9 protein-coding genes are annotated in these 12503 nt (G+C 71.1%); 7 read left to right on the forward strand and 2 right to left on the reverse strand.

Annotated elements, in window-relative coordinates; translation table 11 throughout:
- Window positions 1–9 precede the first annotated feature (9 nt).
- The 4 genes from ASF78_RS18530 to ASF78_RS18545 all read left to right on the forward strand — a co-directional run bounded on the left by ASF78_RS18530 (window position 10) and on the right by ASF78_RS18545 (window position 6673).
- Complete coding sequence (locus ASF78_RS18530) at window positions 10–579, forward strand: GNAT family N-acetyltransferase (protein WP_056593074.1); 570 nt, start codon at window positions 10–12, stop codon at window positions 577–579.
- Window positions 576–1136 (forward strand): YqgE/AlgH family protein, encoded by a 561-nt coding sequence (locus ASF78_RS18535; RefSeq protein WP_056593078.1) that lies wholly within the window; start codon window positions 576–578, stop codon window positions 1134–1136. Before ASF78_RS18530 ends, ASF78_RS18535 begins: the two co-directional genes overlap by 4 nt.
- A gap of 51 nt (window positions 1137–1187) precedes the next feature.
- Window positions 1188–2135 carry a DUF808 domain-containing protein gene (locus ASF78_RS18540; protein WP_056593079.1) on the forward strand — a complete coding sequence of 316 codons (948 nt, stop codon included), beginning with the start codon at window positions 1188–1190 and terminating at the stop codon, window positions 2133–2135.
- A 155-nt stretch (window positions 2136–2290) separates the two neighbouring features.
- Entirely contained in the window at window positions 2291–6673 is a 4383-nt protein-coding gene (locus ASF78_RS18545; RefSeq protein WP_156374238.1) for an alpha-L-arabinofuranosidase C-terminal domain-containing protein, read from the forward strand.
- Window positions 6674–6714: 41 nt separating this feature from the next.
- On the opposite strand, the gene ASF78_RS18550 is transcribed toward ASF78_RS18545, so the two are convergent.
- Both ASF78_RS18550 and ASF78_RS18555 read right to left on the reverse strand, forming a co-directional pair.
- Window positions 6715–7167 (reverse strand): hypothetical protein, encoded by a 453-nt coding sequence (locus ASF78_RS18550; RefSeq protein WP_056593081.1) that lies wholly within the window; start codon window positions 7165–7167, stop codon window positions 6715–6717.
- A gap of 108 nt (window positions 7168–7275) precedes the next feature.
- Window positions 7276–8196, reverse strand: a complete 921-nt coding sequence (locus ASF78_RS18555; protein WP_056593082.1) for an aldose 1-epimerase family protein — start codon at window positions 8194–8196, stop codon at window positions 7276–7278.
- Window positions 8197–8276: 80 nt separating this feature from the next.
- On the opposite strand from ASF78_RS18555, the gene ASF78_RS18560 reads away from it, so the two are divergent.
- The 3 genes from ASF78_RS18560 (at window position 8277) to ASF78_RS18570 (ending at window position 12497) form a co-directional block, all read left to right on the forward strand.
- Window positions 8277–9500 carry a sodium:proton antiporter gene (locus ASF78_RS18560; RefSeq protein ID WP_056593083.1) on the forward strand — a complete coding sequence of 408 codons (1224 nt, stop codon included), beginning with the start codon at window positions 8277–8279 and terminating at the stop codon, window positions 9498–9500.
- 140 nt (window positions 9501–9640) lie between these two features.
- Window positions 9641–11293: an ABC transporter substrate-binding protein gene (locus ASF78_RS18565; RefSeq protein ID WP_056593084.1), complete on the forward strand. Its 1653-nt coding sequence runs from the start codon at window positions 9641–9643 to the stop codon at window positions 11291–11293.
- A 91-nt stretch (window positions 11294–11384) separates the two neighbouring features.
- A complete protein-coding gene (locus ASF78_RS18570; protein WP_056593086.1) occupies window positions 11385–12497 on the forward strand; it encodes an ABC transporter permease in 1113 nt (370 codons plus the stop codon).
- Window positions 12498–12503: the final 6 nt, after the last annotated feature.

A 12503-nucleotide genomic window follows, 5' to 3' on the forward strand; every position in this document is an offset into this window, starting at 1 on the left:
CCTGGGTGGATGGCCATCGAGGTGCTCCCCGCCGTCGGGCGGTACGACGACTTCTTCGAGGTCGTCGGCGTCAAGAAGCCCGGCGGCGCCGGTTGCTGGTGCATGGCGTACCGGGACAGCCGTGTGCCCAACGAGGGGCGGGCGCAGTACATGCGCGACGAGTGCGCCACGGAACCGGGTCCGGGGGTGCTGGCGTACGTGGACGGCCAGGTGGCGGGCTGGTGCTCGGTCGCACCCCGGAGCACGTACCGGCGGCTGATGAGCTCGCGGACCATCCCGTTCGTCGACGACCGTGACGCGTGGAGCGTCGTGTGCTTCGTGGTCCGGCCGGCGTTCCGGCGTCAGGGCGTCATGCACGAGCTGCTGGAGGGCGCGGTCGCGCACGCTGCCGCGCACGGCGCCGAGGTGGTCGAGGGCTACCCGGTGACCGTCGACGAGGGTGACCGTGTCGACGTCATCTCCGGCTACGTGGGGACGAGCCGCCTCTTCGAGGCCGCGGGGTTCACGCAGGCGGCGGGGACGACGGGGCACAGCGGCGGTCGGCCGCGGGTGGTCATGCGGCGGGAGGTGGCCGGATGACCGACGCGGCCCTGCGCGGCCGGCTCCTCGTCGCGACGCCGCGCCTGCGCGAGCCCACGTTCTTCCGGACGGTCATCCTGCTGCTCGACCACGGCCCGGAGGGCGCGATCGGCGTGGTGCTGAACCGCCCGTCGACGGTGGACGTCGGGGTCGTCCTGCCGGACTGGCAGGACATCGTCAGCGAACCACCGCGGCTGTTCCACGGCGGGCCGGTCGGCCTCGACGGTGCGATGGGCGTCGCGGCGCTCCCCAGCGGTGCCGGCACGTCGCCCGACGTCGACCGGCTGACGGGCCGGTTCGGCCTGGTCGACCTGGATGCCGTGCCGACGTCGGTGGCGCCGCACGTGGGTGGCGTCCGGGTGTTCGCCGGGCACGCGGGGTGGGGTGCCGGCCAGCTGGAGGACGAGCTCGTCGAGCGCGCCTGGTACGTGGTCGACGCCGTCGCGGACGACGTGCTGACGCCGGAGCCGGAGCAGCTCTGGCGGCGGGTGCTGAGGCGTCAGGGCGGCGACCTGGCGATCGTGTCGACGTTCGCGACGGACGCCAGCCTGAACTGAGGCGCTCGCTGTGTCAGGATCACCCGTGCGCACGACGACGAGGGAGAACTGATGGCTGGCGGTCTGGCCGCGCTTCTGGACGACATCGCGGCGCTGGCGAAGCTCGCCGCGGCGTCGGTCGACGACGTGGGTGCCGCCGCGGGCCGGGCGAGCGCGAAGGCGGCGGGTGTCGTCATCGACGACACGGCGGTCACCCCGCGCTACGTGCACGGGTTCGAGCCGAAGCGAGAGCTCCCGATCGTCCGCCGGATCGCCGTCGGGTCCCTGCGCAACAAGCTGCTCTTCATCCTCCCGGCGGCCCTGCTGCTCAGCCAGTTCCTGCCGTGGCTGCTGACGCCGATCCTCATGGTCGGCGGGACGTACCTCGCCTACGAGGGCGCGGAGAAGATCTACGAGCTCATCACCGGGCACGCCAAGGAGCACACGACCACGCCGGTGGCCGTCCAGGGTGAGGACACCGAGAAGTCGATGGTGCGGGGAGCGATCCGCACCGACTTCATCCTGTCGGCCGAGATCATGGTGATCGCCCTCAACGAGGTCGCCGACGAGCCGTTCCTGTCCCGCACGATCATCCTGGCCGTCGTCGCCGTGGCGATCACGGTGCTCGTGTACGGCGTGGTCGCGCTCATCGTGAAGATGGACGACATCGGGCTGCACCTCGCGGCGCGGCGCAACGGTGCGGTCGCGGCGGTCGGCCGTGGGCTGGTCCTCGCCATGCCGAAGGTGCTGTCGGTGCTGTCGACGGTGGGCATCGTCGCGATGCTGTGGGTCGGCGGGCACATCCTGCTCGCCGGGGTCGACGAGCTCGGCTGGCACGCGCCGATCGACCTGCTGCACCACCTGGAGGAGGGCGTGGCCGGGATCCCGGGCGTCGGCGGTCTCCTCGCGTGGCTCATCGACACGCTCGGTTCTGCCCTGGTCGGGCTCGTCGTCGGTGCCGTGGTCGTGGGCGTCATGCACCTGATCCCGAAGCGCACGAAGGCCGAGCCCGCGCACTGACCGGCCGGTCAGCATCGGTAAACGTTGTAAACCACTCTTGCCGGGCATTGCCCCCTCGCCCTATGGTCGTCGCAGCACCGGGATGTTAGCGCTCACATCGGGCGCGACGGAGTCCTGGACGAGGCGCACGACGACGTGCGCACAGGGAGGCCGCCATGCCCGTCGCACTGTCGCGACAGACCAGCACAACCCGTCGACTCGGCCTGCGTGCCGTCCTCGCCGTCGCCCTGGTCGTGCCGCTGGGCGCGACCGTCGCGGCACCGGCCAGCGCCGCACCGCCCGTGCCGGACGGGGCGTGGACGGACGGTTTCGACTCGTCGACGCTCGACCCGCGCTGGACCGCCCTCAACGACGAGCCGAGCGCACGCTCCCTGACCACCACCCCCGGAGCGCTGACGATCACCGCGCTGCCTGGCGACACGTGGCAGGGCAACAACTCGGCGCGCAACGTCATGACGCTCGACATCCCCGACGGGGACTTCTCCATCCAGGTGAGCGTCCAGGCGCCCGTCGCGAAGACGTTCCAGGGCGCCGGCCTCATCGCGTACCAGGACCTCGACAACTACGTGCGTTCCGGGCTGACCTTTGTCGGCGGGCTCACGGCGTCGGGGGTCGCGATCGAGAACGACATCGAGACCGCGGCGATCTTCGCCGCCGACCACTTCGAGGACCGCCCGGGATCGACGGGCGAGACCCTGCGCCTGAGTCGTGCGGGGAACACGGTCACGACGGCACGCTGGGACGAGCCGACGACGGCCTGGGTCGACGTGAGCTCCGTGGAGGTCGCGTTCCCCATCGAGCACGTCGGGCTCTACGCGCTCGGCGCGCAGGACGGCACGACGTTCCCGGCCGTGTTCGACGACGTCGCACTCGTGGCCTCCCCCGGCGACGACGTCGTACCCGAGGGTCCGTTCACGCTGCGCGCACCGGGCACCGCGCCCCACCTGACCACGGACGGCGACGACGCGATCGTCGTCGCGGCGCAGCGCCCGGGCGACGCGTTCGTGCTGGAGGCCACCGAGGTGTCCGGCGGCCTGACGCTCGCCGCCGGGAGCCGGTCGGTCGTCGCACGGGACGACGGCCACCTCGCGCTCGGCGACGAGCCGACGACGCTCCGGCTCACCGAGGCCGGCGGCGGCAGGCTGCACCTCACGACGGCCGACGGGTCGCAGGCCGTCGGCATCGTCGACGGCGCACTCGTCCTGGGTGACCCGGGCAGCGCCGCCGGGTTCGTGCTCGAGCCGTTCGCGCTGGGTGAGGGCACGACCCTCGAGATCGACGGTGACGGGACCGACGCCGAGATCTCCGACCGGCTGTACGGGATCTTCTACGAGGACATCAACTACGCCGCCGACGGGGGTCTGTACGCCGAGCTGGTGCGCAACCGCTCGTTCGAGTTCAACACCTCCGACAACGCGTCCTTCACCGGTCTGACCGGGTGGGACGTCCTGGACCGCAGCGGTGCGGGCACCACGGTCACGGTCGTCGACGACGACGGGCGGCTCAACGCGACCAACCGCAACCGGGCCGTCCTGGTCGCCGCTGCGGCGGGCGACGGGCTGCGCAACGCGAGCTACAACTCGGGTGTCGCGGTCACGGACGGTGCGTCCTACGACGCGAGCGTCTGGGTCCGCACCACCACGCCGCAGACCCTGACCGTGGCCGTCGAGAACGGCACGGAGACCGTGGCCTCCGGGACCGTCGACGTCGACGGCTCGGACGTCTGGAAGGAGTACGAGGTCACCCTGACCGCGAGCGCGACCACGGACGCGGGCCGGTTGGTGGTCCTCGCCGGTGCGGCCTCCACGCTCCACCTCGACCAGGTGTCCCTCTTTCCTCAGGACACGTGGGTGGGTCCGGTGAACGGCCGCTCGGTGCTCCGCAAGGACCTCGCCGAGAAGGTCGCGGCGCTCGACCCGTCCTTCCTGCGCTTCCCCGGCGGCTGCGTGACCAACGTCGGCACGTTCCGCACGTACGAGGAGTCCGGGTACACCGACCGGCGCCGCACGTACCAGTGGAAGGAGACCATCGGGCCGGTGGAGGAGCGCCCCACCAACTGGAACTTCTGGGGCTACAACCAGTCGTACGGCATCGGCTACCTGGAGTACCTGGAGCTGGCCGAGGACCTGGGCTCCATCCCGCTGCCGGTGCTGTCCGTCGGCGCGAACGGCTGCGGGTCGACGATCCCCGAGATGACGGACCCGGTGCAGATCGACCGGTGGGTGCAGGACACGCTCGACCTCATCGAGTTCACGACGGGCGACACGTCCACCACGTGGGGCGCCGAGCGCGCCGAGCTGGGGCACCCGGAGCCGTTCGAGCTGCCGTACATCGGACTCGGCAACGAGGAGAACACGACGACGTTCGAGGCCAACTTCCCGGCGTTCCGGGACGCGATCGTGGCGCAGTACCCGGACATCAAGATCATCTCCAACTCCGGCCCGGACGACACCGGCGCGCGGTTCGACGCCCTCTGGGAGTTCAACCGGGAGCAGGACGTGGACCTGGTCGACGAGCACTACTACAACGACCCGAGCTGGTTCCTGGCCAACACGCAGCGGTACGACGCCTACGACCGCGAGGGGCCGCACGTGTTCCTCGGCGAGTACGCCTCGCGCGGCAACACGTGGTGGAACGGTCTGGCCGAGGCCGCGTACATGACGGGCCTGGAGCGCAACGGCGACCTCGTCGAGCTCGCGTCCTACGCGCCGCTGCTGGCCAACGAGTCGTACGTGCAGTGGTCGCCGGACGCGATCTGGTTCGACAACGACGAGTCGTGGAACAGCGCCAACTACTGGGTGCAGCACCTGTTCTCGAACAACGTCGGTGACCAGGTGGTGCCCAGCACGCTGACCACCCCGTCGGTCGAGCCGAAGCCGCTGGACGGCGGTGTGTTCCTGTCGACCTGGGCCACGTCGGCCGCGTACGACAACGTCCGCGTCACGGAGAACGGCGGCGGTGAGGTCCTGTACGAGGAGGACTTCGCCGACGCGTCCGACTGGTCGCCGCAGACCGGCGACTGGTCGGTGGTCGACGGTGAGTACGTGCAGTCCAGCACGACGGTCACCGACGCCCGCAGCATCCCCACAGGCACCTACGAGCAGGACTGGAGCAGCTACACGCTCGAGCTCGACGCCCGCAAGACAGCGGGGTCGGAAGGCTTCCTCGTCGGGTTCGCCGCGGGCGGCCCGAGCGACTACTTCTGGTGGAACCTGGGCGGCTGGAACAACACCCGCCAGGCCCTGCAGAAGGCGGACGGCGGCGGCGCCGGCGAGGTGAAGGCGGTGGAGGGCCACAGCATCGCGACCGACCGGACCTACCGGGTCAAAGTCGTCGTCCAGGACCGGCACATCGAGCTGTACCTCGACGGGGTGCTGCAGATGTCCTACGACGACCCGGCACCCGCCGCGGACGTCTTCCAGGTGGTCACCCGCGACGAGGACAGCGGGGACATCGTCGCGAAGGTCGTCAACGTCTCGGCCGTCACCCAGCGCACGCAGGTCGAGGTGTCCGACGTCGAGATCGCCTCGACAGGTTCCGTCACCGAGATCGTCGCGCCGCCGGGAGCGACGAACACCAAGGCCGCACCGGGCACGGTCGAACCGGTCACGCGTGAGCTCGGCGGGCTGTCGTCGTCGTTCTCGTACGACCTCCCGCCGTACTCGGTCACGTTCCTGACGCTGCACACCGTGCCGGAGGACACGACGGCCCCGACGGTCGACACGCTCCTCGTCTCCCCGGACGCCGTCGGCGGCTGGCGCACGGCACCGGCGACCGTCGTGGCCACCGCGTCGGACGACCGCGCGGTCGCCACGCTGGAGACGTCCGTCGACGGCGGTGCCTGGACGGCGTCCGCCGACCCGGCGACGGTCTCCGTGCAGGTCGACGGCCACGGCGAGCACACCGTCGGGGTCCGCGCGACGGACGCCGCCGGGAACGTGTCGGAGGTCCGGTCGGTCACGTTCCGGCTCGACGCGATCGCGCCGACCACCACGGCGGCCGTGGACACGAAGCGGCGGGTGACGATCACCGCGACGGACCAGGGCTCCGGGGTCGACCGGATCGAGTACCGGATCGGCGCCGGGGCGTGGACGTCCTTCACCGCATCGGTGCCGGTCGGTGCCGGGGCCACGACCGTCGAGCACCGGGCGGTCGACAAGGTCGGCAACGTGGGCGCGACGACGAGCACGACCGTCCCGGCGGCGAACGCCGTCCGCTCGACGACGTCGGTGAAGATCGAGCCGCACGTCGTCCGGCGCTCCACGCAGGCCACGGTCGTCGCGACGGTCAAGGCCGCCAAGGGAGCGTCACCGACCGGTGAGGTGACCACGACCGTCCGCACGGCCCGGCTGCACGGCGACGGCCAGATCCTCGCCCAGGTCACCGGCACCCTCGTGCCCGGTCCGCACAAGGACTCGGTCGCCCGCCTCCGGCTGCCGCGCCTGCCCGTCGGCATCCACGTGGTCGAGACGACCTACGCGGGCTCGGCGACGGTCCAGGCCTCGACCGACCGCAGGGTGCTGCTCGTCCTGCCGTGACGGAAGGGGGCGGCCGGACCCCTCACCGGCCGCCTCCGTCGTCAGGCTGCGCCCTGCTGCTCCCGGACGATCGTGCGGGCCGCACCGCCCTTCGCCCCGACGTTCAGGCGCGCGATCACGGACTCGTCGGAGGCGTCGACCAGGGTGACCTGGTTCAGCAGCCCGCGCTTCAGCTCCGCCCTCACCTGCCCCCGGGGGGCCGACAGGAGCACCCGCTCGACGATGGGCGTGCGACCGGACTCGCGCGACACCAGCAGGAGCCGGTGCGTGGTCGAGACGCACCAGACCGCCGGGGCCGTGAAGGTCACGCCCATCCCGAGCATCCCTCCGGTGAGCGCCAGCGTCGCGACGCTCGCCGCCGTCGTGGCCGCCACCGACTTCGCAGCGTTCGCGGTGGCCGACCTCTTGACCTGCACGACGACGACCCCGCGGACCTCCTCGCCGGGCAGCAGGAACGGGGCGAGCTGGTCGAGGAGTGCGCTCTTCGGTGACACGGGTTCTCCCTGCGGTCGTGGGTGGGCGACCGCGACGCTAGGCCGTCGATCCGCGCCGCGAGGGCGGGTTCAGCCGATTCACCCGAACGGCCCAACGGACCGACCGTGTCAGACCGGGTCGAGACCCCAGCTGCCCGTCCAGGACTCCCCCGGCGCCAGCGTGAGCAGGTCCGCGCCGGACCGGAAGGCGTGCGGCGGGCACGTCATCGGCTCGATGGCGAGCGACTGCCGTCGCCGCTCGACCGGCAGGACGCCATCGGCCGAGTAGACCATGACGTACCGGAAGGACTCGTCGACCCACAGACGCACGCCCGCGGCGCTGTCCGGGTCGGTCAGGTGCACGACGGCGCGCCCGTCGGCCCCGCGTGCGAGGTCACCGAAGACGGTGTCCAGCACCGTGTCCCCCACGGCCCGGCCGGAGCGGAAGTCGAGCGGGGTGCCGGTCACGTCGACCGGGACGGGCAGCTCGTCGCGGTCGGTCGGCACCGGCGAGTGGCTCCCGGCGGGCACCAGGAGCTCGAGCCCGGCGACGTCCGCGCCGAGGCCGAGGTACGGGTGGAAGCCCATGCCGAACGGGGCCGGCTCCGTGCCGGTGTTCGTCGCCGACGTCGCGACCGTGAGCCCCTCGGCCGACAGGTGGTAGCCGACCTGCAGGCTGAGCTCCCACGCGTAGCCGGGCTGCGGGCGCAGGACGCAGGCGAGCACCACGTCGTGCTCCGTGTAGGACACCTCGGTCCAGTCCAGCCAGCGGACCATGCCGTGGATGGCGTTGCCGCGTTCCGGCTCGTCCATCGCGACCTGGCACGTGCGACCGCCGAAGGTGTACCGGCCGTCCGCGATCCGGTTCGGGAACGGTGCGAGGACCTGACCGCGGCCGTCGGGCGCGCGCACACCCTCGTCGTAGCCGTCGAGCACCGGACGGCCACCGAGCGTGCACTCACGCAGCCCGGCGCCGACCTGCGTGACGACCGCCTCGTGGTCGCCCGCCAGGATGCGGTATTGCCGCCCGGACGGTGGGGTGCCGCTCATGACGTCTCCTCGTGTGCGTCGCTCCGACCCTGTGATCGGGCCACCCGACAAAGTAGCGCCCGCCCGACACAATGGCGGGCATGGAGCTCGGGTTCACCGCCGGCATCGCCGCGATCGTCCTGCTCGGGGTGCTGGGACAGCTCCTCGGCCACGCCGTGCGCATCCCCTCGATCATCGTGCTGCTCGTCCTCGGGCTGCTCGCCGGTCCCGTCCTGGGCCTCGTGGACCCGGACGCGCTCCTGGGCGACGCGCTGTTCCCGCTCGTGTCGATGGCCGTGGGGCTGCTGCTGTTCGAGGAGTCGCTCAAGCTCGACTTCTCCCGGCTGCACGGCGGCGCACGCCGGCCGGTCCTCGGGCTGGTCACGACCGGAGCCGTCGTCACCGGCGTCTGCGCCACGCTGATCGCCCAGTGGGTGTTCGGCCTGCCCTTCAGCCGGGCGGCGGTGATCGGGGCGATCCTCATCGTCTCCGGTCCGACGGTGGTCGGTCCGCTGCTCGCGGTGATCCGGCCCAAGCAGCCGCTGGAGTCCGTCCTGGCGTTCGAGGGCATCTTCATCGACCCGATCGGCGCCACAATCGCGCTGAGCATGGTCCACCTCGCGCTGCACGACAACGGCGTCGGGCTCGGCGCCACGGCACTCGTGGGCATCGTGACCGGTGTCGGCACAGCCGCGGCGTACCTGGCGATCGTCCGGTTCGGGCGCATCCCGCCCGCCACCCACGTCGCGCTCGGGGTGGCGGTCGCGCTCGCGGCGTTCGCGACCGCGGAGTCCGTCGGCGAGGAGTCCGGGCTGTGGGCGACGACGGCCCTGGGGGTCGCCCTGGCCAACCAGCCGTGGGTACGCCTCGACGCGCTGCACGAGTTCGGCAGCCATGTGGGGATGCTGCTGATCGGCTCGCTGTTCATCGTGCTGGCGGCCAGGGTCGACCTCGACGCGATGGTGCTGTTCCTGCCGGGCACGCTGGTCCTGCTCGCCTTCCTGGTGCTCGGCGTCCGGCCCCTGGCCGCCGGTCTGGCCACGATGCGCACGGTGCTGTCCCGTCCGGAGCGGGCGATGGTCGCGTGGATGGCGCCGCGCGGCATCGTCGCGGCGTCCACGGCGAGCGTCTTCGCGTTGCAGTTCGACGACGCCGGCGAACCGTTCCCGGAACTCGTCCCGATCATCTTCGGCATCGTGCTGTGCACGGCGATCGTGTACGGCGGCACGGGCCCCCTGGTCGCACGCCTGCTGGGCGTCCGCGCCACCGAGATCGAGCCCATCGACGACGACGGCGTCCCCCGGAAAATCTCCGACCGATCGTGACCATCCCGAGATGTGGATGTTACTTACCGGTAAGACCCTCGTGATGCCTGACACATCTGTGTGCTACCCATAGCCCACTGAGAAACAGCCGACGGGCGCGTTCTGACGCGCGCCCGCGGCCCTGACAGAAGAGGTAGCGCATGTCCTCCCTCGCACCACACCGTCGCCGCGTCCTCGCGGCGACCGCCGGCCTCGCAGCCACCGCTCTCGTCCTGACCGCCTGCTCGGGCGCCAACGACGACAGCGGCGACGCCGACGGCGGCAGCACCTCCGCCGGCGGCGCCCTGACCATCGGGACCACCGACAAGGTCACCACCCTCGACCCGGCCGGCTCGTACGACAACGGCTCGTTCGCCGTGCAGAACCAGGTGTTCCCGTTCCTCATGAACACCCCCTACGGCAGCCCGGACGTCGAGCCCGACATCGCGGTCTCCGCGGAGTTCACGGCACCGACCGAGTACACCGTGACGCTCAAGCCGGACCTGAAATGGGCCAACGGCAACGACCTGACGTCCGCCGACGTGAAGTTCACGTTCGACCGCCAGCTCGCGATCGCGGCCGACAACGGCCCGTCGTCGCTGCTCTACAACCTGGACAGCGTGGACGCGGTCGACGACACCACGGTGGTCTTCCACCTGAAGTCGGAGAACGACCAGATCTTCCCGCAGATCCTGTCCAGCCCCGCGGGCCCGATCGTCGACGACGAGGTCTTCTCGGCCGACGCGCTGACGCCCGACAACGAGATCGTCGACGCCAACGCGTTCGCCGGCCAGTACACGATCACGAGCTACGCCTTCAACGAGCTGATCTCGTACGAGGCCTACGAGGACTACGCAGGTGTCCTGCCCCCGGCACAGACCGCCGAGGTCAACGTGAAGTACTACGCGGACTCGTCGAACCTCAAGCTGGACATCCAGGAAGGCAACATCGACGTCGCCTTCCGCAGCCTGTCGGCGACGGACATCGCGGACCTGGCGACGGACGACAACGTCAAGGTCGTCGACGGTCCTGGCGGGGAGATCCGCTACATCACGTTCAACTTCGACACGCAGCCGTTCGGCACCAAGGCCGACGGCGCCGACCCGGCGAAGGCCCTCGCGGTCCGCCAGGCGGTCGCCCACCTGATCGACCGGGCACCGCTGTCGGAGCAGGTCTACAAGGGCACCTACACGCCCCTGTACTCCTACGTGCCGGACGGCCTGACCGGCGCCACCGAGTCCCTCAAGGGCCTGTACGGCGACGGCGACGGCGGCCCCGACGCCGCCAAGGCCAAGGACACGCTCGAGGCCGCCGGCGTCACGACGCCGGTCGCGCTCAGCCTCCAGTACTCGAACGACCACTACGGTCCGTCGTCGGCCGACGAGTACGCGCTGATCAAGGACCAGCTGGAGAAGGACGGCCTGTTCGCGGTCGACCTGCAGACCACCGAGTGGGTCCAGTACTCCAAGGACCGCACCGCCGACGTCTACCCGTCGTACCAGCTCGGCTGGTTCCCGGACTACTCGGACGCCGACAACTACCTGACGCCGTTCTTCCTCACGGAGAACTTCCTCGGGAACCACTACGACAACACCGAGGTCAACGACCTCATCCTGGAGCAGGCGACGACGGCCGACGCCGACGCCCGCACCGCGCTGATCGAGGAGATCCAGGACAAGGTGGCAGCCGACCTGTCCACGGTCCCGTACCTCCAGGGCGCCCAGGTGGCCGTCGTCGGCAAGGACGTGACGGGCACCGAGGACACCCTCGACGCGTCGTTCAAGTTCCGCTACGGCGCGCTCGCCAACGGCTGACCGCACCGCACCGCAGGCCGACGGTCCCGTCCCCCGCCACACTCGGGGGGCGGGGCCGTCCGGCTCGTCCGCACGCAACAGGCAGGAACCCATGACCTCCACCACCACCGGAGCGCCCACCGACGTCGCGCCCCCGGGCCCCAGCACACCGGCGACCGCAGCCGCGAAGAGCAGGCGATCGGGGGGACACCTCGGCAGCTACCTGCTGGTGCGGTTCCTGCTGATCTTCCCGACGATCTTCATCCTGGTCACCACCGTCTTCGTCCTCATGCGCGCGACGGGCGACCCCATCACCGCGTCGCTGGGCGGACGGCTGACGCGGGCCCAGCTGGACGAGCGGATCGCCGAGGCGGGCTACGACCGGCCGATCCTCGTGCAGTACCTGGAGTACCTGGGCAACGTGTTCCGAGGTGACTTCGGCACCACGATCTCGGACAACCGCCCCGTCACCGAGGTCGTCATGACGTACGGCGCGGCGACCCTGGAGCTGGCGTTCTACGCGCTGCTCGTCGCGCTCCTGGTCGGCATCCCGCTGGGCCGCATCGCCGCCGCCCGCCGGGACAAGGGGGTCGACGCGTCGCTGCGCATCTCCGGGATCCTGGCCTACGCGACGCCCGTGTTCTTCGCCGGCATCCTGCTCAAGCTCATCTTCTCGGTGTGGCTCGGCTGGCTCCCGGTCGCCGGGCGCGCGTCCACCGACGCCCAGATCGAGATCCAGCGCAACGGCGCGGGCACAGGCATCTTCCTCATCGACGCGATCAGCACCGGCGACCCGTCCACGGTCCTCGACGTGCTCGAGCACGCGATCCTGCCGGCCCTCGCGCTCGGCCTGCTGACCGGCGGCATCTTCCTGCGCCTGGTCCGCACCAACGTCATCGGGACCCTGTCCACCGGGTACGTCGAGGCGGCCCGCTCGCGTGGCGTCAACGAGCGCCGGCTGCTGCGCCAGCACGCGTGGCGGCCCGCGCTGGTCCCCATCATCACGGTGATCGGCCTGCAGGTCGCGCTGCTGCTGTCCGGCGCCGTCCTGACCGAGAAGACCTTCGAGTGGAAGGGCCTCGGCTTCCAGCTGGTCCAGTACCTGCTGGCCCGCGACTTCGTCGCCGTGCAGGGCCTCGTGGTCCTGCTCGCCGTGGTGGTGGCGCTGACGAACTTCGTCGTCGACGTCATCGCCGCGCTCGTCGACCCGAGGATCAGGTACTGACATGAC

The sequence above is a fragment of the Cellulomonas sp. Leaf334 genome (assembly GCF_001424195.1).
In the GTDB taxonomy this organism is placed as follows: Bacteria; Actinomycetota; Actinomycetes; order Actinomycetales; family Cellulomonadaceae; genus Cellulomonas.